General features: G+C 68.3%; 20 protein-coding genes. 10 read left to right on the forward strand and 10 right to left on the reverse strand.

Annotation, left to right across the window (positions count from 1 at the left end):
- Positions 1 to 23: 23 nt before the first annotated feature.
- Positions 24 to 512 carry a MarR family winged helix-turn-helix transcriptional regulator gene (locus CFB81_RS26285; protein WP_069620660.1) on the reverse strand — a complete coding sequence of 163 codons (489 nt, stop codon included), beginning with the start codon at positions 510 to 512 and terminating at the stop codon, positions 24 to 26.
- Between the two features lie 198 nt (positions 513 to 710).
- On the opposite strand from CFB81_RS26285, the gene CFB81_RS26290 reads away from it, so the two are divergent.
- Positions 711 to 1,790, forward strand: coding sequence for an aromatic ring-hydroxylating dioxygenase subunit alpha (locus CFB81_RS26290; RefSeq protein ID WP_089437151.1), 1,080 nt, complete (start codon positions 711 to 713; stop codon positions 1,788 to 1,790).
- Positions 1,787 to 2,752, forward strand: a complete 966-nt coding sequence (locus CFB81_RS26295) for a PDR/VanB family oxidoreductase (RefSeq protein WP_089436999.1) — start codon at positions 1,787 to 1,789, stop codon at positions 2,750 to 2,752. The genes CFB81_RS26290 and CFB81_RS26295 overlap by 4 nt, the downstream gene beginning before the upstream one ends.
- Before the next feature lie 114 nt (positions 2,753 to 2,866).
- Here the strand turns inward: CFB81_RS26295 and CFB81_RS26300 are convergent, their stop codons facing one another.
- Positions 2,867 to 3,313, reverse strand: coding sequence for a hypothetical protein (locus tag CFB81_RS26300; protein WP_069620657.1), 447 nt, complete (start codon positions 3,311 to 3,313; stop codon positions 2,867 to 2,869).
- Between the two features lie 403 nt (positions 3,314 to 3,716).
- Between CFB81_RS26300 and CFB81_RS26305 the strand changes: the two genes are divergently transcribed.
- Positions 3,717 to 5,885, forward strand: coding sequence for a TonB-dependent siderophore receptor (locus CFB81_RS26305; protein WP_089437000.1), 2,169 nt, complete (start codon positions 3,717 to 3,719; stop codon positions 5,883 to 5,885).
- 13 nt (positions 5,886 to 5,898) lie between these two features.
- Here the strand turns inward: CFB81_RS26305 and CFB81_RS26310 are convergent, their stop codons facing one another.
- Both CFB81_RS26310 and CFB81_RS26320 read right to left on the reverse strand, forming a co-directional pair.
- Entirely contained in the window at positions 5,899 to 7,824 is a 1,926-nt protein-coding gene (locus tag CFB81_RS26310; protein WP_089437001.1) for an SMP-30/gluconolaconase/LRE-like region family protein, read from the reverse strand.
- A 633-nt stretch (positions 7,825 to 8,457) separates the two neighbouring features.
- Entirely contained in the window at positions 8,458 to 9,651 is a 1,194-nt protein-coding gene (locus CFB81_RS26320; protein ID WP_089437002.1) for a porin, read from the reverse strand.
- A gap of 299 nt (positions 9,652 to 9,950) precedes the next feature.
- Here CFB81_RS26320 and CFB81_RS26330 point away from each other — a divergent pair, with 299 nt between their 5' ends.
- The 4 genes from CFB81_RS26330 to CFB81_RS26345 all read left to right on the forward strand — a co-directional run bounded on the left by CFB81_RS26330 (position 9,951) and on the right by CFB81_RS26345 (position 12,642).
- Positions 9,951 to 10,589, forward strand: coding sequence for a LysE family translocator (locus CFB81_RS26330; RefSeq protein WP_089437003.1), 639 nt, complete (start codon positions 9,951 to 9,953; stop codon positions 10,587 to 10,589).
- Positions 10,590 to 10,601: 12 nt separating this feature from the next.
- Positions 10,602 to 11,138 (forward strand): GNAT family N-acetyltransferase, encoded by a 537-nt coding sequence (locus CFB81_RS26335; RefSeq protein WP_069620652.1) that lies wholly within the window; start codon positions 10,602 to 10,604, stop codon positions 11,136 to 11,138.
- 100 nt (positions 11,139 to 11,238) lie between these two features.
- On the forward strand, positions 11,239 to 11,973 hold the full coding sequence (locus CFB81_RS26340; protein WP_089437004.1) for a metallophosphoesterase: 735 nt from the start codon (positions 11,239 to 11,241) through the stop codon (positions 11,971 to 11,973).
- Between the two features lie 57 nt (positions 11,974 to 12,030).
- Entirely contained in the window at positions 12,031 to 12,642 is a 612-nt protein-coding gene (locus CFB81_RS26345; protein ID WP_089437005.1) for an alpha/beta fold hydrolase, read from the forward strand.
- A gap of 63 nt (positions 12,643 to 12,705) precedes the next feature.
- On the opposite strand, the gene CFB81_RS26350 is transcribed toward CFB81_RS26345, so the two are convergent.
- Both CFB81_RS26350 and CFB81_RS26355 read right to left on the reverse strand, forming a co-directional pair.
- Positions 12,706 to 14,028, reverse strand: coding sequence for an ATP-binding protein (locus tag CFB81_RS26350; RefSeq protein ID WP_069620649.1), 1,323 nt, complete (start codon positions 14,026 to 14,028; stop codon positions 12,706 to 12,708).
- Positions 14,025 to 14,765 carry a response regulator gene (locus tag CFB81_RS26355; protein ID WP_050016245.1) on the reverse strand — a complete coding sequence of 247 codons (741 nt, stop codon included), beginning with the start codon at positions 14,763 to 14,765 and terminating at the stop codon, positions 14,025 to 14,027. The genes CFB81_RS26350 and CFB81_RS26355 overlap by 4 nt, the downstream gene beginning before the upstream one ends.
- Before the next feature lie 233 nt (positions 14,766 to 14,998).
- Here CFB81_RS26355 and CFB81_RS26360 point away from each other — a divergent pair, with 233 nt between their 5' ends.
- The gene (locus CFB81_RS26360; protein ID WP_089437006.1) at positions 14,999 to 15,580 is read left to right on the forward strand and encodes a thioredoxin family protein; all 582 of its coding nucleotides are present in this window, start codon (positions 14,999 to 15,001) and stop codon (positions 15,578 to 15,580) included.
- A 51-nt stretch (positions 15,581 to 15,631) separates the two neighbouring features.
- On the opposite strand, the gene CFB81_RS26365 is transcribed toward CFB81_RS26360, so the two are convergent.
- Entirely contained in the window at positions 15,632 to 16,270 is a 639-nt protein-coding gene (locus tag CFB81_RS26365; RefSeq protein ID WP_089437007.1) for an FMN-binding negative transcriptional regulator, read from the reverse strand.
- Between the two features lie 123 nt (positions 16,271 to 16,393).
- Here CFB81_RS26365 and CFB81_RS26370 point away from each other — a divergent pair, with 123 nt between their 5' ends.
- Entirely contained in the window at positions 16,394 to 17,902 is a 1,509-nt protein-coding gene (locus CFB81_RS26370) for a PLP-dependent aminotransferase family protein (RefSeq protein ID WP_089437008.1), read from the forward strand.
- A gap of 124 nt (positions 17,903 to 18,026) precedes the next feature.
- On the forward strand, positions 18,027 to 20,258 hold the full coding sequence (locus CFB81_RS26375) for a penicillin-binding protein 1A (protein WP_089437009.1): 2,232 nt from the start codon (positions 18,027 to 18,029) through the stop codon (positions 20,256 to 20,258).
- A gap of 21 nt (positions 20,259 to 20,279) precedes the next feature.
- Here CFB81_RS26375 and CFB81_RS26380 read toward each other — a convergent pair whose 3' ends face one another.
- From CFB81_RS26380 to add, 3 genes are all read right to left on the reverse strand, one after another.
- A complete protein-coding gene (locus tag CFB81_RS26380) occupies positions 20,280 to 22,190 on the reverse strand; it encodes a WG repeat-containing protein (protein WP_089437010.1) in 1,911 nt (636 codons plus the stop codon).
- An 80-nt stretch (positions 22,191 to 22,270) separates the two neighbouring features.
- Positions 22,271 to 22,717 (reverse strand): hypothetical protein, encoded by a 447-nt coding sequence (locus CFB81_RS26385; protein ID WP_256122095.1) that lies wholly within the window; start codon positions 22,715 to 22,717, stop codon positions 22,271 to 22,273.
- Between the two features lie 225 nt (positions 22,718 to 22,942).
- Positions 22,943 to 24,043, reverse strand: a complete 1,101-nt coding sequence (gene add / locus CFB81_RS26390; protein ID WP_069620642.1) for an adenosine deaminase — start codon at positions 24,041 to 24,043, stop codon at positions 22,943 to 22,945.
- Positions 24,044 to 24,045 lie beyond the last annotated feature (2 nt).

The raw sequence follows: 24,045 nt of genomic DNA on the forward strand, positions 1-24,045 counted from the left end.
CCATCGCTCACGGTGCGGCGCTGCTACGAATCCTCGCTCACCCGCAGCGGCGCGCGGCTTTGCTCGTTGTTCAAATGGACGAACTTGCGCAACAGGCGCATCAGCTCCTGCGAATCGTCCTCGCCCATGCCGTCGAACAGCCCGGCACGCAGTTCCTTCACTGACGGCATCAGGTGGGTGAGCAGCTCGACACCCGCCGGCGTCAACAACAGACGCCGCTGACGCCGCGGCAGCACTTCGCGGACGATCAATCCTTTCGCTTCGAGCCGAACCGCGAGATCGGCTGTCGTCGACGTGTCGAGCGCGACCCGCTGCGCGAGCGTCACCTGGTCGAGCCCCGGATTCTCGTAGAGCATCCGCAGCACCGCATACTGCACGGGCGTCACGTCCCGGCCAAGCTTCTCGTAGAACATCGCGACCGCGATCTGGTGTGCGCGCCGGATCAGGTGCCCGGGTTCGTCGTACAGGTCGATCGGGAAAGCCGGCAGGTCGGCGGGATTCGTTTTTTCCATGGATGAGTCGATGACATAGGCGGCGCGCACGGTTGCGCGCGCCGTCGGCATGGCGCTGCTCGCGCCATTTCCCGGGAAAACCAGTATACCGCTCGCCTTGTCCCGCCCCATATCAATGAGTACACTGAATCTCATTCAGTACACGGAATGATGATCGGGCCGCATCCCCGGCGGCACCGCCCCGAAGGAGACAAGAACATGTTTCTCAAGAACGCGTGGTACGTGGCATGCACGCCCGACGAAATCGACGGCAAGCCGCTGGGCCGCAAGATCTGCAACGAATCGATGGTGTTTTACCGCGCGGCGGACGGCCGGGTCGCCGCGCTCGAGGATTTCTGCCCGCACCGCGGCGCGCCGCTGTCGCTCGGCTTCGTGCGCGACGGGGTGCTCGTGTGCGGCTATCACGGGCTCGAAATGGGCTGCAACGGCAAGACGGCCGGCATGCCGGGCCAGCGCGTCGGCGGTTTCCCGCCGATTCGCAGCTTCCCGGCGGTCGAGCGGTACGGCTTCGTGTGGGTCTGGCCGGGCGACGCGTCCGAAGCCGATCCCGCCAGGCTGCCCGCGCTGGCGTGGGCCGAGGATCCAGCCTGGGCGTATGGCGGTGGCCTGTATCAGATCCGCTGCGACTACCGGCTGATGATCGACAACCTGATGGACCTCACGCACGAGACCTACGTGCATGCGTCGAGCATCGGCCAGAAGGAAATCGACGAAGCGCCGCCGAAGACGGCGAGCCATGGCGACGAGATCGTCACGAGCCGCTTCATGGAGAACGTGATGCCGCCGCCGTTCTGGCGGATGGCGCTGCGCGGCAACGGGCTCGCCGACGACGTGCCGGTCGACCGCTGGCAGATCTGCCGCTTCACGCCGCCGAGCCACGTGATGATCGACGTAGGCGTCGCGCACGCGGGCCACGGCGGCTACGACGCGCCGGCGAACAAGAAGGCGTCGTCGATCGTGGTCGACTTCATCACACCGGAGACCGACACGTCGATCTGGTACTTCTGGGGGATGGCGCGCAACTTCCGGCCCGACGACGACGCTCTGACCGCCGAGATCCGCGAAGGCCAGGGCAAGATCTTCGCGGAGGATCTCGAGATGCTCGAACGCCAGCAGCGCAATCTCGAGCAGTGGCCCGAGCGCACGCTCCTGAAGCTCAACATCGACGCCGGCGGCGTGCTGTCGCGCAAGCTGATCGAACGGCTGCTCGCCGCCGAAAACGCGGCGAGCCCGCAGCGGCCCGTGATGCCGGTCGCGCAGGTCAAGGCAGCGTCATGAGCGGCGCGACATTGACGGTCCGCGTGGCCCGCAAGTGGCAGGAAGCGCGCGACATCTGCGGCTTCGAATTCGTCAGCGACGATGGCTCGCCGTTGCCGCACTTCGACGCCGGCGCGCATATCGACGTGCATCTGCCGGGCGGGCTCGTGCGCCAGTACTCGCTGTGCAACCACCCGCAGCAACGCGATCGCTATCAGATCGCGGTGCTGCGCGAGGCCGACGGCCGCGGCGGGTCGCGCGCGATTCACGACGAAGTCCGGCAAGGCGATACCGTGCGGATCGGCCTGCCGCGCAATCGATTCCCGCTCGCGCCCGACGCGCCGCACCATCTGTTGCTCGCCGGCGGGATCGGCGTCACACCGGTTCTGAGCATGGCGGAACGGCTGTTCTCGGCCGGCATCCCGTTCGACATGCATTACTGCGCGCGCTCGGCCGACCGCATGGCCTTCGTCGAACGGATCAATGCGGCCGGGTTTCGCGATCGCGTCCGCTTCCACGTCGACGACGGCGATCCCGCGCAACGCTTCGATCTGGCCGCCGTGCTCGCGGCCGCGCCCGAAGGCACGCATCTGTACGTATGCGGCCCGCGCGGCTTCATGGACGCGGTGCTGAATGCCGCGCGCGAGCGCGACTGGGCCGACGCACGGCTGCACTACGAGTTCTTCGGCGGCGCGGCGGCATCGTCCGGCGCGGATCGTGCATTCCAGGTCAGGATCGCGAGCAGCGGCAAGGTGATCGACGTGCCGGCCGACTGCACGGTGATCGCGGCGCTGGCGGCGAACGGCGTCGACGTGCTGACGTCGTGCGAGCAAGGCGTGTGCGGCACTTGCCTGACCCGCGTGCTCGAAGGCGAGCCCGATCATCGCGATGCGTATCTGACCGACGATGAAAAAGCGGCCGGCGACCAGTTCATGCCGTGCTGCTCGCGATCGCGAACCGACCTGCTGGTCCTCGATCTGTAGATCGGTAGACGGACCGCCCGACACGCGGCGGCCAGCCGCCGTCATGGCGACGATCGATGGTGCTGCAACCCGAACCCGCCTGACCATCGCACGCCGCGCCGTCCATCGCTCAGCTCAATCGGCGAGCCGGCAATGCGACAGCTTCAACCCCGGCAGCACCGGCGCATCGACATAGCCTTCGTTCACGCAACTGAACCGGAACGCCGCCGACGTGACGAACGGCTTGATCTCGCCGCCGGGGAATTTCGGCTTCAGCGCCTCCTGGTCGGCCACGTCGAAATGCGTGTCGAACTGCTCGCCGTCGGCCGTCAGCGCGCCGAAGTACGTGCCGCCCGGGTCGCTGCCCATCCGGATCACGGCGCCGACGAACGCGACGCGCTTGCCGTCGTACTTCGTCTTCGCAGCGGCCATGTCCTGCGTATAGGCCTCGATCATCGCGCCGTAGTGCGCGTCGATCGCGGGTTCGGCGTTCGAAGCCGCACGCGCGGCCTGGTGTACGCCCGCCAGCAGCGCGCAGGCCGCAAGCGCGGCCGCCGCGAACGGCGCGGAAATCTTCTTCATGGGTGGTCTCTCCCGTCTAGCGTGGTGGTTGGAATGATCGAAGCCCGGCGCGATGCCGGTTGAATTCGCTTGCGTCGTTTTAATCGTTCGAACGGCGGTAAACGGCTGCGATCGCTTCGTCGCCAACGCGGTCGTGCGCGGCGCATGGCGTCGCGCCGAGCGCGACGTGACAGGAAGATGACATGGTGCGGCCCCCGGCTCTCTCGTTGAATTTCACTGCGTCTGATTTTGGCCGCTACGGTAGCAGACGGCCGACAGGGCGGCAACCGAGGGCCGGGCATTGCCCGGTCGCCCCATTACAATTGCAAATGGTTCTCATTACATATATCATGCGCGTCCTGTACGCAACGCAATGTCGCGGCCCACGCCACGATCCTTCGCCTTCCTCTTCCCGCATCGATTCATGCCATCCCGTCGAACGCCCTGCCGTGTCCGGACCCCGCGTCCGTGGCGCACGCGCCTGCCTGCCCTGCTCACCCTGTGTGCCGCGACCGGTGCGCATGCGGCCGGCGCCGAACCCGTTGCCCCCGCATCGGCTCCGGCGACCGCCGCCGAACACGAACTCCCGGCGATCAGCGTCAATGCATCGGCCACCGTCGATCCGACGATCGGCTATCAGCCGCGCACGACGAGCATCGCGGGCGGCGACGACCGGCCGCTGAAGGAGATCCCGCAATCGGTCGCGGTGGTCAGCAGCAGCGTGATGCAGGACCAGCAGGCGCGCTCGCTCGACGACGTGCTCGGCAACGTCAGCGGCATCACGCAGACGAACACGCTCGGCGGCACGCGCGACGCGTTCATCAAGCGCGGCTTCGGGTCGAACAACGACGGCTCGGTGCTGGTCGACGGCGTACGCACGCCGGTGCTGCACAGCTATCTCGCGACGATCGATCGCGTCGAAGTGCTGAAGGGCCCGGCCTCGCTGCTGTACGGGATGCAGGACCCGGGCGGCGTGATCAATCTCGTCACGCGCAAGCCGGAAGATACGTTCGGCGGCTCGATCTCCGCGTCGCGCACGAACCACGGCGGCAGCACCGCCCAGTTCGATCTCACGGGGCCGCTCGGCAAGCCCGGGCAGGTCGCGGGCGGCACGCTCGCATTCCGGCTGACCGGCGAATACGACACGGGTCGCTACTGGCGCAGCTTCGGCCGCGAACGCAATGCGCTGATCGCGCCCGCACTGTCGTGGCACGACGCGAACACGTCGATCGACGTCAGCTACCAGTACGTCGACTACACGACGCCGTTCGACCGCGGCACCGTGCTCGTCAACGGCCAGCTCGACGATGCGCTGCGCTATCGCCGCTACGAGGAGGCGTGGTCGCAAAGCAGCGGCATCCAGGAAACGCTGCGTACGCGTATCGAGCACCGCTTCTCCGATGCGTGGCGCGTGCGCGCGACCTACGGCTGGGGCCGCGACCGCTACGACCAATACCTCACCCGCGCCACCGCGTTCAACAGCAGGACCGGCGCGCTCACGCGCTCGTCCGATGCGAACCTCGGGCGCAACGATTCGGACCAGATCGCGACGCTCGGCCTGCTCGGCAACGTGACGCTCGCAGGCATGCAACACGCGATCTACGTCGGCGGCGAATACGAGCGGCAGCGCAGCTTCCGCGGCGACACGATCCGCGGCAAGGCGACGACGGGCTTCAATCTCTACGATCCCGTGTACGGCCTGCTCGCGCCGGGCGGCGTGCCGAATCCGAAGCAGAGCGATTCGCGCTCGGTCGTGCATGCGTATTCGACGATCGTGCAGGACTCGGTGAAGATCACCGATCGCCTCACCGCGGTAGGCGGGCTGCGCTGGGAAAACTGGCAGCAGGAATCGGGGATGGGCCGGCCGTTCGCGTTCGCCGACCGCTCGCGCGGCAGCGTCTGGCTGCCGCAGTTCGGGCTCGCGTATGCGTTGACGCCGGCGCTGACCGCCTACGCGAACGTGAGCCGCTCGTTCAAGCCGAACGTCGCGTCGAACGTCGCGGCGCCGCTCGCGCCGGAATACGGCCGCGTGCTCGAGGCCGGGCTGAAGTTCAGCCTGAAGCCCGCGATCACGGGCACGCTCGCCGTCTACCAGATCGACAAGCGCAACGTCGCGGTCACGGTCGGCGACATCACGTCGACGATCGGCACCGCGCGCTCGCGCGGGGTCGAGCTGGACGTCGCCGGGCAGATCACGCGCCACCTGAGCGTGATCGGCAGCTATGCGTATACGAACGCGAACGATCGCGACAGCAACACGCCGCTCGTCAACGTCGCGCGCCACACGGGCAGCTTGTTCGCGGTATATGACACGGCCATCGCGCATCTGCCCGGGCGCTGGCGCTTCGGCGGCGGCGCGCGGCTCGTCGGCGCGCGGCCCGGCGACACCGCGAACAGCTTCTCGCTGCCCGGCTACGTGACCGTCGACGCGTTCGCGGCGTACGAAACGACGATCGGCAAGTTCCCGACCCGCTTCCAGCTCAACGTGAAGAACCTGCTCGACAAGACCTACTATCCGTCGAGCAACAGCAACCTGATCGTCGCGGTCGGCGAGCCGCGGCTCGTCACGCTGACGACGACGGTATCGTTCTGACGCCCCGGCGCGCTCACGGCCGCCAGCGATACACGACGATGCTCGAGCCGTTGTAGTTGTCCTTCGTGATCACGTATTCGCCGGTCGAGCGCAGGTACGCCTGCACGCCGTACATCGAGTCGACGTCGTTGCCGACGTCCATCGCCGACGCGTTCGAGTTCGTCAGCGTCGTGACGAGCGCGCCGGTGTTCAGGTCGAATACGTCGATGTTCGGCACGGTATGCACATAGCCGACGAACAGGTAGTGGCCGGCCGCCGCGATCGATTTCGGGTTCGCGCTCGTCAGGTTGATCACCGGGTTCGGGGTGCTCGTGTTGCCGTTCTTCCAGCCGCGATAGACCTCGATGTGCCCGTTCATCGCGGTCCAGTCCCAGTTGCCCGCGAGGCCCTGCGCGAGGATCATCGTGTCGCTGTCGGCCTGGTAGAGGATGCGCGTCACGGGCGCCACGCTGCTCGGCACGGCCGTCGTCACCGGCTTGCCCCATGACGGCTTGCCGGTCGCGTCGAAGCCCGTCATCGGGTAGCGCGTGATCACGTTGGAGCCGTTCAGTCCGGCCCACACGTCGCCGTTGCCGTCGATGTCGAAGCCGGCCGTCACCTGCAGCGTCGTGTTGAACGGCTTGCCGGGCAGCGAGCCGGCCGGAATCGCGATATAACCGGTCGCCGGCGTGAAGTAATAGAAGTTGAAGTTGCCCGGGTTCTGGCCCGACGCGACGAGGATCCGGTTGCCGCCGACCGTCACGAGCTGACCGAAGTGCTGGCCGCGCTGATAGTCGTTCATGTCGAGGCGCGGGTCCTTCGGATAGGTGAACGGGTCGATCGTGTTCGCGACGAACGTGCCGCCCGCGGTGCCCGTATACACGTTGTTGCCGCTGAAAAACAACGCGCCGTCGGTCGCGGGATCGGGTGCGGCGATCCCCTCGAAGTTCAGCGCCTGCAGCTTCCATTGCAGCGTGCCGACCGGGCTGTACGCATGCAGATCGGTGCTGCCGTTGCGGCCGAGATCCCAGCCGCCGCCCCACGCGTTGTTCAGTACGTACAGGTTGCCCGCCGCATCCTTGCCGAGCGCCGCGACGCGCGTGAAGCGCTTGTCGCCGACCTGCCCCTTGATGCCCGTCGTCGTGTCGAGATAGCCGCCCTGCACGCCGAACGTACCGACCTGCACCGGCATTCCGGGCAGCCCGCCGTACACCTTGATGTTCATGTCGGGCCCTTCGTCGCCCACCATCAACCGGCCCATCGACGCATCGAAGTACAGCGACGCCGGCCGCGCGCCGGCCGCCATCTGGAGCGTGTTCATCGCCGCACCGGTCGCACTGAACTGCGCGACGACGCCCGCGCTCTTGCGCGCGACCCACAGGTTGCCGGCCGCATCGAGCGCCAGCGCGCCGGGGCCCGTGACGCCGATGTCGCGCTGCCACACGCCGTCGGTCGTATAGACGCGCACGCGGTTGCCGTAGAAGTCGCTCACGTACAGCAGGTTGCCGCCCGTCGCGAGGCCGGTGATCACGTCCGCATACTGGATGCCCGTCCACGTGCTGACCGGAATGCGCAGGTCGCGCTGGTTCGTACTGCGGTTGTAGCGGCCCACCGAGCCGCTGCCGAACGTGCGGTTGTAGCCGAGCGCGACGAACAGCGACGTCGAATTGCCGGTGATCGCGCCGCCCTGGAATTCGTCGTGGATGCCGATGGTGCCGAGCGGCTGGCCGTTCTGGTAGATCGCGACGCCGCCCGCGTTCTCGTCCCAGCGCGACGCCGTGTAGATCACGCCTTCGGGCGCGACCCACATCGAGCGCGCGCCGTTGCCGACGTGCGAGGCCAGCGTGCCGTACGTGTTCGCGAGCCAGTCGGTCGAGTATTGCGCCTGCGCATGGCTTGCCGCGGCCAGCATCGCCATGCACATTCCCAGCAACGCTGCGCGGATTTGTTTCATTGACATGAATAATGCTCCCAGACGAACAATGGTCGACACTGTAAATCGCGGCGCATGAAATGTTGGTGATTCCGACAAATGCGTATTCGCCGTTCCATCGAATTATTCACTCCACGCCCTTTGCCGTCCGGCGCTTTTTCGTCAACGATCGCAAAATCTTCGAAACCGTGCCACGACGGCCTGCCAGCCGCGCGGTTTCGGCGCATTCCCCGGCATTTTCTTCCGGACCGCCAATGCAAATACGTCATTTTTTCTGACATGCCGCATCGCCTTTTCATCCCGGAATTCTTTTCGATTATTACAAATCGAAATTAAAATGAAAGAGAAAAAATATTGTGCGGCGCGATCGGCTTTTCGCGATTTCGGACACGGAAGGGAAAGCGGCAGGGAAAGCGGCAGGGAAAGGAGGAATGTGGCGGGAAAAGCCGCGCGCCGGCCGGACCGGCACGCGGCGGCGATCGTTCAGCGCGGCCGGTCGAGCGTCGGGCCGTCCCAGCCGTCGACGTATTTCGTCAGCGCATCGACGACGTCGATCACGCGTTGCCCGGAGAACAGGTGCATCGTCGGTTGCTGGCGAGCATGCCGACAACGACGCCCGCCGTAGCCACGGGCGCCGTTGCACGCGCAACGATCGCCGCGTCAGAACTTCTGGCGCAGCCCGAGGCTCACGATCGCCTGCGATCGCGAGTCGGACGAATGGCCGTTCGCCTTGTCCGACGCCGACGCAGTTGCCGCCACCGGCCGGCCGAGCGCGTCGAGCGTCGTGCCGGACGCATGCTGATACGCGCCGAGCAGATACACGCTGGTGCGCTTCGACAGGTCGTAAGCCGCGCCGAGCGTGACGTTGTGATACTGCGCGCGGTTGTCGATGCCGTCGACGTCGCTGCCGCGCGTGTAGCTGTAGCCGGCGAACAGCTGCGTCTGCGGCTGCACGTTCCAGCGCGTGAACACGCCCGCGACGTTGAACGTCGCATGCCCGGAGAACAGCGACTGGCCGCCGCCGCGGTACTGCACGTTGCTGTAGTTCACGCCGACGACGGCCGGGCCGAAGTCGTACGTCGCACCGGTCGCGATCACCTGCTGCGACTGCGCGCTCGCATAGCCTTCGTTGATCGACGAATTGAACAGGCCGTCGTCGGTGCTCTGCCACTTGCCCGCCGTCGGATCGGTCGCGCCGGTCTTGCTGTTGTCCGAGCGCTCGTAGCCGACGCCCACGCGCAGCGGCCCGGCCGCGTATGCGGCGCCGACGCTCCATGTGTTGCGCTGCTTCATGCTGCCCGGCTGGCCGCCGAAGCCGTACAGCGCGCCGAACGTGAAGCCCGAGTAGTTCGCGCTCGTGTACTTGATCGCGCTGTCGACGCGCGCGGTCTGGTCGAGATCGTCGATGTCGCCCGGATGCGCGCCGAAGCCGCCGATGAACGAAGACGGGCCGACCGGGCTCACGAAATCGTCGAGCGACGTGTACTGGCGGCCGAGCGTGATCGTGCCGTAGCGGTCGCTGCCGACGCCGACGAACGCCTGCCGGCCGAACTGGCGGCCGCCCTGGCCCGACGTGCCGTTGGTGATGTCGAAGCCGTTCTCGAGGACGAACAGCGCGCGCATCCCGCCGCCGAGATCCTCGGAACCCTTGATGCCCCAGCGGCTGCCGGACAGGTTGCCGGTCGTGAGCCCGACACTCGAATGCCCGGTGTACGCGCCCGCCGACCCGACCCGTTCGTTGCTGCGATAGGTCACGCCCGCATCGACGATGCCGTACAGCGTGACGGAGCTTTGCGCGGCGGCGATACCCGCGAGCGAGAGCAGCAGCGGCGCTGCGATCAGTTGCTTGTTCATGGTTTGGTGTCTCCGGGCGCTGAACCCGTTGTTCTGGCTGTTGCGAGTGGCACGCGCGGGCGCCGACATCCGCCGGCGTCCGAGCCCGGCGACGTCCGCGCGCGACGACGCGGCGGGCACGCCCGCTGCGGCCGGTATGGTAGTTGGAACCGGTTCCGTTCCAAAGCGGAATAATGGCAACAGTTTCTTGTCAAAATTGAGATAGTCGGCGAACGGCCGGAAACGCGACTGCCGCGCCTGTACAGCGCGGGGCGACGCGGACGATAATCGGCTGCGCGCCGTCCATCGGGAGCTTCTTCATGCACGAAACGACCTTGCTGATCTTCGCCGCCGTCGCGTTCGTCGGCATCGCGACACCCGGCCCGACCGTGCTGCTCGCGCTGACCAACGGCTCGCGCTACGGCGTGCGCCGCGCGGCCTATGGTTTCGCGGGCGCGATGCTGTCCGACTTCGTGCTGATCGTCGCGGTCGCGCTCGGCCTCGGCGCGCTGCTGCTGGCGTCGGCGTTCTGGTTCTCGGTCGTGAAGTGGCTCGGCGCCGCGTATCTCGGCTATGTCGGCATCCGGCTGCTGACGTCGAAAGGGTCGCTCGACGTCGCGGCCGCCCAGGGCGGCACAGCCACGGCCTCCGGGCGCAACGCGTCGATCTTCGCGAAGAGCTTCCTGACCGCGGTGACGAACCCGAAGGGCTATCTGTTCTTCTCCGCGTTCCTGCCGCAGTTCCTCGATCCGCTGGCGCCGCTCGCGCCGCAGTACGTCGCGCTCGCGGTCACATTCGCGCTGCTCGACGGCATCGTGATGTTCGGCTACGCGCTGCTCGGCGCACGCGCGGTGCGGCTGCTGAAGCGCTCGGGCGCGCTGTGGCTCGAACGCACGTGCGGCGCGATGCTGCTCGCGCTCGCCGGTTCGCTCGCGCTGTACCGGCGCCATGCCACGTAGGCGCTCGGTTCGATGAGAATCGCCGCACCGCCCGACGCCGGATTCCCCGGCCTGTCGCTCAGGCAACTCGAACGCGCGGACCTCGACGCGTGGTACGCGTACCTGTCGAATCCCGACGTCTTCCGCCACACGAGCTGGAACCTGCGCTCGCCCGACGACCTGCTGCCGCTGTTCGACAACATCGAATCGGCCGATCCCGATTCGATCCGGCGCCTCGCGATCGTCGACACCGCATCGGGTGCGCTCGCCGGGACGATCGGACTGCATACGGTGTCCACCGTAAACCGCTCGGCGGAGCTCGCGTACGACTTCGCGCCGTCGCACTGGGGGCGCGGCATCGCGAGCGCGGTGTGCGAAGCCGTGACCGCGTGGGCGTTCGCCGAAGGCGGCTTCAACCGCATGCAGGCCGTCGTGCTGACCAGCAACGCGGGCTCCGCGCGCGTGCTGCAGAAGTGCGGCTACCGCTACGAAGGGCTGCTGCGCGCATACAAGATGGTGCGCGGCACACCGGGCGATTTCGCGATGTACGCGCGGCTCGCGACCGACTGACACGCCACGCCGCCGCGCATCGCGCGCCAATGCCGTGACGCAATTGGACGCGCCGCGCCGAATTGGCGACAATCGCCGTTCCCCTCATCGACGCTCCGCCATGAAAATCGCCGCGCTGTCCGACATTCACGGCAACCTCGCCGCGCTCGACGCGGTGCTCGACGACGTCCGCCGCCGCGGCGCCGACGTGATCGTCAACCTCGGCGACATCCTGTCGGGCGCGCTCCATCCGGCCGAGACGGCCGATCGCCTGATCGCGCTCGACGTGCCGACCATCAAGGGCAATCACGAACGGCAACTGCTGACGCTCGAGCGCGACGCGATGGGGTTGTCGGATCGCTGGGCGCATGACACGCTGCGCGCCGACCACCGCACGTGGATCGCCGCGCTGCCCGAACGCCTGATGCTCGACGGCGACGTGCTGATGGTGCACGGCACGCCGGCCAGCGACCTCGTCTATTTCCTCGAAACGGTCACGCCCGACGGCTGCCGCGCGGCCACGCCCGATGAAGTCGCGCAACGCGCGGGCGACACGGCGGCCTCGCTGATCCTGTGCGGCCACACGCACGTGCCGCGCACCGCGAAGCTCGACGACGGCCGGCTGATCGTCAATCCGGGCAGTGTCGGGCTGCAGGCGTACGCGGACGATCTGCCGCATCCGCACCGGATCGAGACGGGCTCGCCGCATGCGCGCTACGCGATGGTGTCGCGCACGGCGGCCGGCTGGAACGTCGCCTTCCATGCGGTCGAATACGACTGGCACACGGCCGCCGCCATCGCGGCGTCGCGCGGACGCGACGACTGGACCGTCGCGCTGCGCACCGGCCGCTGCTGACGCGCGCGTACCGCCCGCCCCTCCCGCTTCGCTTCGATTACAGGAACACGAAACGTCATGCCCGTCCCGTCTCAACTGCTCTTCCTGCCCGGCGCATCAGGCAGTACCGCGTTCTGGCAGCCGCTGGCCGGCATGCTCGCGCATCCGGCCGAGCGGCGGATCGTCACGTATCCGGGTTTCGGCGACACGCCGCACGACCCGGCCGTCGACGATTTCGACAGTCTCGTGCGTCATGTGCTCGCGAGCGTCGATCGGCCGACCGCCGTGATCGCGCAATCGATGGGCGGCGTGATCGCGATGCGCGCGGCGCTCGACAAGCCGGATCTCGTCACGCATCTCGTGCTGACGGTCACGTCCGGCGGCCTCGACATGGCCGGGCTGGGCGCGCAGGACTGGCGCGCCGGTTTCGCTGAAGCGAACCCGCAGTTGCCCGACTGGTTCATCACGTTTCGCGCGGACCTGTCGCAGGACATCGGCCGTATCGCGCAGCCGACGCTGCTGCTGTGGGGCGACGACGATCCGATCAGCCCTGTCGCGGCCGGCCGGCGCCTGCTCGAACGGCTGCCCGATGCGCAGCTGCATGTCGTGCCGGGCAGCCGGCACGATCTCGCGGCCGTGCACGCGGAAGCGCTCGCGCCGCTCGTCGACGCACATCTGCAACGCGTGTGACGCCGCATACCTTGCACGGTTCGGCACGCGTCCGACACCGCGACGCTCGCGCGCCGCGTCGCATCACCCGGCGTTCCTCAGCGTCAGCCGCGCTTCGAGCCCGCCGCCGTCCGCCCGGTTGTTCAGCGTAAGCGTGCCGCCCATCGCAAGCGCGAGTTGCCGCGCGATCGCGAGGCCGAGCCCCGTGCCGCCCGTGTCGCGATTGCGCGATGTCTCCACGCGCCGGAACGGCTCGAACACCGCGTCGAGCTGATCGTCCGGAATGCCGGGCCCGCGGTCGAGCACCGCGATCACCGCGCCGCCGTCCGGCGCCGCCCGCACGTCGATCTCGGCCGCGCCCGCGAACTTCAGCGCGTTGTCGACCAGGTTGCCGACGATGCGGCGCAGCGCCTTCGGCCGCGTGACGAGCGCGAGCGGCGCATCGCTGTGCAGCGCGACGTCCTGCCCCGCATCCGTGTAGTCGTACACGATGCTGTCGAGCAGCGCATCGAGATCGATGCGGCGAGCGGCTTCCTCGGTGCCGTGCAGCGTGCGCGCATACGCGACGCCCTCCTTCACCAGATGCTCCATCTCCAGCAGATCCTGACGCAGCTTCGCGCCCTGCGCGTCGTCGTCCATCACGTCGACGCGCAGCCGCATCCGCGTGATCGGGGTCTGCAGATCGTGCGAGATCGACGCGAGGATCTGCATGCGCTCGGCCATGTACTGCGCGATGCGGTCCTGCATCGCGTTGAATGCCCGCGCGGCCCGCGCGACTTCCGACGGCCCGTCTTCGTTCAACCGCTCGCCCTTCAGGTCGGGGCCGAGCGCGTCGGCGGCCTGCGCGAGCTGCTTGAGCGGCCGCGTCGCGAGCCGCACCGCAAGCCAGCAGCACGCGGCCAGCACCGCGAGCTGCACCACGAGCACGGCCGGCAGCCAGCCCGACAGCGGCACCGTCGACATCGGGTGGATGTCGATCGTCAGCGGCGAGCCGTCGGTCAGCCGCAGATGCACCTGCAGATGTTCGCTGTCGCCGGGGATCGAATTCGCGGTCAACGGGTAGTCGCCGCCGATGCCGTCCGAGATCGAGCGCTCGACGCGCGCCGACAGCCGCGCTTCCGGCGGCGTGCCGGTCTGGCCGGGCCCGAGGATGAATGCATAGCTGCGCCGCGCGAGGCGCGGCAGCCACGCGGCCCGCTCGGCCGGCGGCAGATGGTCGAGCAGCGCGACCGAGCTCGCGACCTCGCGCTCGATGTAGCCCATCATCAGGTTCGTGGTCGCCTGGTCGCGCTCGGTCACGGTGAGCCAGAACGACAGCGTCTGCGCGAGCGCGAGGCCCACGCACAGGATCAGCGCGAGCCGCGCGAACAGCGAACGCGGCCAATGCCACGGCGTGCGCGCGCTCATGGCGTACCGTCGACGGCGGTGACGGTCGACGAGAACACGTAGCCCTCGTTGCGCAGCGTCTTGATGTAGCGCGGTTCGCGTGCACCGTCGCGCAGGCGCTGGCGCAACCGGCTCACGAGCAGGTCGATCGAGCGGTCGAACGGATCGGACTGCCGCCCTTGCGTGAGATTCAGCAACTGGTCGCGCGTCAGCACGCGCTGTGGGTTGTCGAGGAACACGCGCAACAGCCGGTATTCGGCGCCGCTCAGCGCGACCAGCGTCCCTTCGGCGTCGAGCAGGTGGCGCCCGGTCGTGTCGAGCTGCCATTCGCCGAATGCGAGCAGCGCGGCCGTTTCCGTCACCTGCATGCCGGGCGGCAGCATGCGCGCGCGACGCAGCACCGAGCGGATCCGCGCGAGCAGCTCGCGTACCGCGAACGGCTTGGCCAGGTAGTCGTCGGCGCCCATCTCGAGGCCGATGATGCGGTCGGTTTCCTCGCCGCGGGCGGTCAGCATCAGCACCGGCACCGTGCGGAACTTGCCGGCGCGCAGGTCGCGGCACAGCGTCAGGCCGTCCTCGCCGGGCAGCATCAGGTCGAGCACGATCAGGTCGGGCGCGCCGTCGTCCAGCACGTTGCGCATCTCTCGGCCGTTTGCGGCGAGCGACACGCGCATGCCGTTCTTCTCAAGGTAGTCCGCGATCAGTTCGCGGATCGCGCGATCATCGTCGACGATCAGCACGTGGTCGATCTTGTCCATGAGTCGTGGTCGGTATCGGTATCGGGGTTCGGGCGGGCGATGTCCGCTTTTATACCGCACGGCGGGCACGCGTTTGTATCCCAATGTATCGCGCGACCGCGACGACACACAACATTGCACACGCGCGACCGGCCGGACACATCGCAGATACGTCGGCGCCGCCTAATGGGGCCTGTCGAAACACGTCGGGCCGCCGCCCTCGCGCCGCGGCCGCCAAAGATCAGGAGAACGCCATGCTGTCCCGACTCAAGACCGCCGCCCTCGTCCTCGCCCTGGCCGCCACGGCCGGGCTTGCCGCGTTCGCCGGCACCCGCGACGACGCGGGCATCCAGGCGTCGCCGGCCGGCATGACGGCGCCCGGTCTCACCGGCATCGACCGCTGGCACAACAGCCCGCCGCTGACGCTCGACCAGTTGCGCGGCAACGTCGTGCTCGTCGATTTCTGGACGTACTCGTGCATCAACTGCATTCATACGATTCCGTACGTGAACGACTGGTATCGGAAATATCGCGACCAGGGGCTCGTCGTGGTCGGCGTGCATACGCCGGAGTATCCGTTCGAACGCGACGCGAAGAACGTCGCCGATGCGATCAAGCGCTTCGACATCCGCTATCCGGTCGCGCAGGACAACCACTACGACACGTGGCGCGCGTACGGCAACCAGTACTGGCCCGCGCTGTACCTGATCGATGCGAACGGCAAGATCGTCTATACGCGGTATGGCGAGGGCGGGTACGACAAGACGGAGGCGGCGATTCGGGGGGCGCTCGCGCAGGCGGGCGAAGGGGCGAAGGGTTCGACGCGCACGCAGTGACCTGAGCGGCGAGCGGGCGCGATACTCGCCGCGCCCGCTCGCGTCGCGCGCTCATTCGCGCTTCGCGTCGGCCTCCGCGAGCATCGCCTCGCCGATCGCAAGATTGCCGGCCGCGACCAGCGCTTCGCCCGCGCCGCGGATATCAGCCTCGGCCTTGTTCTGCCCGAGCTTGCGCTTGCCGACGAACCGCGTGATCTTGATCTGCAGCCCGACGATCGATTGCAGCATCGTATCGATATAGTCCGGCGGCGCATCGCCCATCTTCCACGGCACCGGCTGCGACGCTTCGTGCGTGCGCGTCAGCCGTGCGACCACGCCGCGCACGAACTTCGCGTCGTCGCGCACCGTGATGCGGCCGTGCGCATGCACGACCCGGTAGTTCCACGTCGGCACCTGCCGGTGCGCGACGTGCTTGCTCGGATACCCGTTCGGCGAAATATATGCGTCGCCGGCGCGGAAGATCACGAGCACCTCGTCGCCGTCCGCGACGTCGTGCCAGACCGGATTCGCGCGCGCGACGTGCGCATGCAGTTCGCCGAGCCCGTCGTCGTCGGGCATCAGCTCGAACGGGAGGTGGTTCGCGTCGAGCCCGCTCTTGCCGTGCGTGATCAGGCTGCCGAACGGGTGCCGCACGATCAGTTCGCGCAGTACGTCGGGGTTGGGTTCGTTGAAATCGGCGGGGACGTACATGTCGGCTCCACGATCGTGCGGGGTGGGAAATGGCGCGGGTGCTGGCCCGTCATGCGCCGATTGTGAGCCCGAACTGGTTTATTCTGTAGAGCCGGTTTGAAACAATTTCAGCGGACCAGAATCATGGCAAGAACGGCCCGGATCGTCGAAATCCCGTCGCTCGGCGCGCTCGACCGCGCGGCCGGCGACCTGAGCCGCCAACTCGCGCAGGCGCTGCGCGACGCGGTGCGCCGCGGCGACGTCCGGCCCGGCGACGCGCTGCCGTCCACGCGGCTGCTGGCCGCGTCGCTGCAGGTGGCGCGCGGCACCGTCGTCGACGCATATGCGCAGCTCATCGCCGAAGGCTTTCTCGAATCACGCGGCGGCGCGGGCACGCGGGTGGCGAACGCGCTCGCGGAACCGCCGCCCGTCGAAGCCCCCGCTCCCGCTGCCAGCCGTCGGCACGCGGCACGCGACCGCCTGCCCGAGCCGGCCGCCACCTTCGCGCGGATCGCCCGCGAATTCAGTCCGCTGCCGGCCATGCCGTTCGCGATCTCGGTGCCGGTCGGCCTCACCGCGCCCGACGACATCTGGCGCCGGCTCGGCAATCGCCTGCGCGCCCGCGGCGCCGGCGCGCCGTCCGGCTATGCCGACCCGCAAGGCGCGCTGCCGCTGCGCGACGCGATCGCCGATTACGTGCGCCGGTCGCGCTCGGTGCGCTGCGACGCCGGCCAGGTCGTGATCACGAGCGGCACGCAGCAAGGGCTGCATCTCGCGAGCCAGGTGCTGCTCGGCGAAAACGACCGCGCATGGGTCGAGAATCCGGCCTATCGCGGCATCACCGCCCTGCTCGAAAGCACCGGGCGACGCGATGCGATGGTGCGCGTGCCGGTCGACGCCGACGGCCTCGACGTCGACGCCGGCATCCGCGTCGCACCCGATGCGCGCGCCGCATTCGTCACGCCGTCGCACCAGTACCCGCTCGGCATGCCGCTAAGCATGGCGCGGCGCAATGCGCTGCTGGCGTGGGCGCGCGCGCACTGCGCCTGGGTCGTCGAAGACGACTACGACAGCGAGTTGCGCTACGAAGGCTATCCGTTCCCGTCGCTGCAAGGCCTCGCGCCCGACCGCGTGATCTATCTCGGCACCTTCAGCAAGATCCTGTTTCCGTCGCTGCGGCTCGGCTACGTGATCGCCCCCGACGATCTCGTGCCCGCGTTCTGCGGCGCGCGCGTGCTGATGGACCGCCATGCGCCGACCGCCGATCAGCACGTGCTCGCCGCGTTCATCGCGGAGGGTCACCTCGATCGCCACATCCGCCGCGTGCGCGGCGTCTATGCTGAGCAGCGCGCGCTGCTGATCGACACGCTCGGCGCGCGCCTGCCGCGCGAACGCGCGTGGGTGCAGCCCGGCGACCAGGGGATGCACGTCGTGCTGTGGCTCGCGCAAGGCATCGACGATCTCGACGTGGTCGCGCGCGCCGCCCGGGCCGGTGTCGCGGTGCGCGCGGTGTCGCCGATGTTCGCGCCCGGCACCGCGCGCCCCGGGCTCGTGCTCGGCTTCGGCGGGTTCGGCCGCGCGCAGATGGAAGCGGCCGCGCAGCGGCTCGCGGACGTCGTTTCGTCGGCGGAATCGCGGCCCCGCGCGCGGTAAAAGGTTGGCGACGGGCAACAAACGTAATCGTCTGTAAATCCTGCAAGCAAACGGCCGTTTCGGCCGTCGGCGCGCGGGTTCCGTTTGCTAGGATCGCGCGTCTTCCATCCGCGCCCCTGCCGCCTTGAACCGCTTCGTGCCGTTTCTCCGAGACGCGTGGCTCCGTTGCCGCGCCCGTGTCGCGCCGCTCGCCGCCGCGTGCCGCACGCGCGTCCGCGCGCTGGGCGCCGGCGCGCTGCATCGCCTGCGCCATCCGACCCGACGCGGCGTCGCGCTGACGCTCGCCGCGATCCCGGTGCTGGGCCTGCTGGTCCTGCTCGCGTTCGTTCCGTTCACGCCGAGTATCGGCGACATCCGCAAGGCGCGCATCGACCGCCCCGCGCGCGTGCTGTCGGCCGACGGCCAGCTGATCGCCGAATTCCGGCCCGTGAACCGTGAATGGGTGCCGCTCAAGCAGATCTCGCCGCACATGGTCGATGCGCTGATCGCAACCGAGGATCACCGCTTCTACGCGCATCACGGCATCGACTGGCGTCGCACGCTCGCGGCCGGGCTGCGTACGTTCTCGGGCGACCGCCAGGGCGGCTCGACGATCACGCAGCAGCTCGCGCGCAATCTGTATCCCGACGAAGTCGGCCGCGCGCCGACGCTCACGCGCAAACTGAAGGAGCTGATCACCGCGTTCAAGATCGAAGCGGTGTACAGCAAGGACGAAATCCTCGAAACCTACCTGAATACCGTGCCGTTCCTGTACAACGCGTACGGCGTCGAAATGGCCGCGCGCACCTACTTCGGCAAGTCGGCGGACCAGCTCGACATCACGGAAAGCGCGACGCTCGTCGGAATGCTGAAGGGCAACAGCTACTACAACCCGGTGCTGAACCCGGAACGCGCGGTCCAGCGGCGCAACATCGTGCTCGGCCGGATGGCGCAGATGGGCATGCTGTCGCCGCAGCAGCTCGCGAAACTGCAGCGCCGGCCGCTGCGCGTCGACTTCGAACCGCAGACGGCGCAGCCGGGCCTCGCGCCGCATTTCGCGGTGCAACTGCGCAAGTGGCTGATCGCATGGGCCGACCGCAACAACTACGATCTGTACTCGGACGGCCTCGTCGTGCGCACGACGCTCGACGCGCGTCTGCAGGACATGGCCACGCAGGCGCTGACGCGGCAGACCGAACGACTGCAGGCGGTCGCCGACAGCGCATGGCGCGGGCCGTCCGGTTGCGGGCTGCGCAACGACCTGTTCCTCGGCTTCGTTCGGCAGACGCCCGAGTATCGCCAGGCGCGCGATACGGGGCTCGCCGATGGGGCAGCGCTGAAGCAGCTCGGCGCGAATCGCGAATTCATGCGTGCACTGTGCGAGCGCAAGACGCAGGTGCAGGCCGGCTTCGTCGCAATCGATCCGCGCAACGGTGCGATTCGCGCGTGGGTCGGCAGCCCCGATTTCGGCAGCGAGCCGTTCGATCACGTGGTGCAGGCGCGGCGCCAGCCGGGTTCGACGTTCAAGCCGTTCGTCTATGGCGCCGCGTTCGCGGACGGGATGCGGCCGGGCGATACGTTCGTCGACCGGCCCGTCGCGATCCCGATCGACGGCCGCGCCGTGTGGCGGCCGACCGATGCGGAACCGCCGACCGGCGAGCCGATGACGCTGCGCGACGCGCTCGCGCTGTCGCGCAACCGCATCACCGCACAGGTCATGCAGCACGAAGGCGCCGCGAAGGTCGCGCAGCTTGCACGCGCGATGGGCGTGCGCGACAGCCCGCTCGATGCGGTGCCGTCGCTCGCGCTCGGCACGAGCCCCGTCACGCTGAAGGAGATGGTGTCCGCGTACGGCACGATCGCGAACCGCGGCGTGTACGTCGCGCCGCAGATGATCACGCGCATCGAGGATCGCGACGGCAAGGTGCTCGCCGCGTTCGGCAGCGCGCCGCCGGAACGCGCGTTGCCCGCGCCTGCCGCGCAGACGCTCGTCGACGCCATGCGTGGCGTCGTCGATTACGGGACCGGCGCGGACATCCGCTCGCGCTACGGGATCCGGATCGACGTCGCGGGCAAGACCGGCACGACGCAGGACAACACGGACGGCTGGTTCATCCTGATGCATCCGCAACTGGTGGCCGGCGCATGGGTCGGCTTCGACGACGGCAGCGTGACGCTGCGCAGCGACTACTGGGGCGCGGGCGCGCACAGCGCGCTGCCGATCGTCGGGTCGTTCTACGATGCGGCGCTGCGTGCGCAGGCGATCGATCCGCACGTGCAGTTCTCGCCCGATTTCCGGCCGCGCAGCGCGCCGGCGTCGAGGCGGCGCGCGCCGCAGCATTCGGGCCTGTTCGACTGGCTGAGGTTGTTTCGCTGATCGGGGTGGCTGCGTACCGGGCTACCGAGGCGTCGTCGTCGCGTGCCCGTCCGCGTACAGCCACACGGGCACGCCGTCGTCGCGCAATGCGGCGACCGGTTCGTCCGTGCTCCAGCGCCGCGCGATCTCGACACGGCGAACGAACCACGGCATCAACGTCGCATGCCGTGCATCGTCGTCGCGATCGTCGTCGAACAGCGCATCGTCGCCGATTCGCGTGTAACGCGCCGGATGCAGCACGGTGCCGTCCGCGCGCAATGCCGTCGCGTGCACGTCGTGGCCGTCGTCGTCCTGCACGCTGGCGAGCCAGCCATGGTCGGCGCCCCAGAACAGGCCGGCCACATCGTCGTAGCGCCCCAGGGCGATCGTCGCGCCCGTCTCGAGATCGCAAATCGCCAGTTGCACCGGCTCGCCCGGCAGGACGCCGATCGCATAACGCGTGAACAGCTCGCCCGGCACCATCTCGTCGTCGGGCAGCCACGACAGCGCGCCCATGTTGACGAAGTCGAACGGCGTGAGCACGCGGCCCTGCCCGTCGACGATCGCGCAACGGCCGTCTTCGCGCCGCACGATATGGCGGATCGCGCCGAGTTCGTCGAGCATCTCCGCTCGTTCGCCGTCGGTCAGTGGAGCGACTTCCGCGTAATGCGGTTCGACGATCATCCGACCTTTCTCATCGACGAGACCGACGCGACCGTCGCGCCGTGCGACGAACGCGCCGCACTCGGACGACCATTCGAGCGCCGCCCACTCGGGCTCCGCGCGCCATTTTCCGTCGCGCCCGATCAGCCCCCACTGCTCGCCTTCGGCGACCGCCGCGACGGCGCCGTTCACGAATTCGTGCGCATCGTCGAAGCGCGGCGCAATCGCCCACGCGCCATGCGTATCGACGAAGCCCCAGCGGCCGTCCATGCTCGCGGACGCAATCCCGCCCGTGAATTCGCCGAAGTTGTCGAGCAACGGTTCGAGCGCCCACACGCCATCCGTGCGCAGGAGCCCGAACCGCTCGCCCACGCGTACGCAGGCGACGTCGCCGTTGAAATCCCACACCGCGTCGAACGCCGGTTCGCGCACGATCCTGACACCGTCGCCTTCATCGTCGCCATCGGCAAGCAGCAGGCCGACCTTGCCGTCGCGCGCGGCCCACAACAGCCGGTCGTCACGCGCGCCACTGGCCCACAGGTTCGTCCACTCGGGCGGCACGATCACGTCCCACGCGTCGTCGGTTTCGCGCCGCACGCCCCAGAGGCCGTTGCGTCCGCGAAAGCTGAACGTGCCGTGACCGAGCCAGTTGCCGTGCAGCTCGCCGGCGTCGAACATCTCGGCGAACGTCACGCGGCGCGGCGGATTCTGACGGACGAAATAGTGATGCGACACCCCGCCGAACCCGAAGCCCCACGCCCAGTCGCGCCAGTCGGCCGGCGTGTCGATCTCGAGTACCTCGCGCACGCCGCGCACGTCTCGGAAGTCCATGCAGTTCGCGACGCGCCACCACAGGCGCGTACAGGCATCGCGCTCCTCGTCGATGTAGTCGTTCGGATCGCCGTCGTCGAGCCATGACAGTTCGTCGAGGTTCGCGGATAACCGCGGCGCGCCATGCGCATCGCCGAGCGCGTCGATCGATTCGCCGAGATGACGCACGAGCGCATCGAACTGACGCGCGAGTGCGGGATCGTCGCCGTGCAGCGGATGCGCGACGACGAACGATGCGAGCCGGCTCAGGCGCGCATGCGCGGCCCGCGCGTCGCTGGCGAGATTCGGCGTGCCTGCGTCGCCGAACACACGCTGGTCAGTAATCGCGCCGCCCGCGCCGCCGTCGGCGAGCAGCACGCGCCACAGAAGCGGGAAGTGATTGTTGGATTCCGCGAACCCGATCGTTCGCGCGTCGTCTCCGTCACCTGACTGGAGATACAGCCATGCTCGATTGCCCATCGGAAGGGGTCGCCTCGTTGTTGTGTCGTCGTGTGCAGCAACATGCCGGCCCGCTCGCCGTCAGCGCGCGGCGCCCGCCTTCACGGCGCCGTCGGCGAATCGCCGCTGCGCGCGACCCGATACAGCTCGATGCCGTCGACCTGGAAGCCTTGTGTCATCAGCAGCAGAACGCCGGTGGTTGAATGCTTCGTCGTGAAGTTGCTGCCCGTGATCGACGTGACCTGATACGGGGTCCCGATCCGCATCCTGATCAGCTGGCCGCCCGGCACCTCGAGCACGCATGCGTCCGCAGGCGGCTTCTCCGGCCCGTCCATATCGAGTTCCGCCACGTGCGTCGGTGCGGTTTCGGCGCTCCACTGGCCAGCTTCGCGGCCGCGCAGCACGATGTCGCCCCCCACCTTCTCGACCCGCATGGTCGCGGGCTTGCCGGCGGCCGGCGCGTAATCGCCGAGCAGCCCATCGCAGGCACCGCCGGCTCGCGCGGACAGCGAGACGAACAACATCAGACAGAAGACAGGGATACGCACGTGGAGCCTCTCGGATTCGAATTATTGTCGGAATGCCGGCGCGGGCGCGCGCGGCGGCAGCGACACGCTCGAGCGCTGCCGGACGCCAATATAGCGAATGCGATCGAGGTATGCCAACCCGACACGCACAGCGTGGTGCGGACAGACGACAGGACGCGTGCGCGGCATCCTGTTCCCGCCGTGCACGGCCCGAGGCCGTCTGGACGAAGTGCCGACCGGGCGCGCTCAGCCCGCCGCGAGCGTATCGGCCAGCGCATCGAACTCCGGCGCCCACGTCGCACGCCACACCGCCTTCGTCGCATCGTCGACCCATGCGCCGTCGATCCCGTTCAGCATGAATTGCTTCAACTCGGCCACGGTGAAGCCGAAATGGCTGAGCATCAGTTCCCACGCCTCGCTCGGATTGACCTTGTGCAGCGCCGGATCGTCGGTGTTCGGATGGATCTTCAACCCGAGCCCCGGCATCTTGCGCATCGGATGCAGCTCGGCCCATTGCTCCGGCGGCAGCGTGCGCAGGTAGTACGAATTCGTCGGCACGACGGTAAACACGATGCCGCGCTCCGCATAGCGTGCACACAGCTCGGGGTTGTCGACGATCGTATAGCCGTGATCGACACGATCGACCTGCAGCAGGTCGACGGCCGTCTCGACGTTGCGCCACGGCATCCCGAACTCGCCGGCATGCGCGGTCGTGCGAAAGCCGGCCGCGCGCGCGTTGCGATATGCCTTCCAGAACAGTTCCGGCGGCCGGTCGTTCTCGCGATAGTCGATGCCGATCCCTGCGACTTCGTCCGCGCGATTGGCCGTCATCCACTCGACGATCGCCACGGCTTCATCAGGATCCTGCTCACGGTCGATGCTCGGAATCAGGCGCGCGCCGATCCCGAAGTCGCGCGCGGCATCGCGGATCCCGGTCACGATCGCGGCTTGCGCATCCGCATACGCGATGCCCGACACGCGTACCGTTCCCGTCGGATTCCAGAAGAATTCCGCGTGCCGCACGTTGTGGGCGGCTGCGTCTTCCAGATACTCATACGCGATGCGCCGCAAATCGTCGGGGCGTGTGAGCAAATACTTGTCGAGCGCGCGCAGCACGTGCAGCACGCCGACCGGTTTCTCGCCGCGTGCGTAGAACGCGTCGATCTCCGCACGCTCGATCGGCGCGCCGCTGCGTTCGGCCAGTGCGACGAACGTGTCATGCCGCACCGCGCCGAGCAGGTGGCAATGCAGTTCGATTTTCGGCAGCGCGCGGAAGAAGGCCCGATGGGCCGGCGTGATGTCGATACCCGTGCGCGCGGCCGGGACGTTGCCTGGTGTTCCCTTCATGT

This window comes from Burkholderia sp. AU28863 (assembly GCF_002223195.1).
In the GTDB taxonomy this organism is placed as follows: domain Bacteria; phylum Pseudomonadota; class Gammaproteobacteria; order Burkholderiales; family Burkholderiaceae; genus Burkholderia; species Burkholderia sola.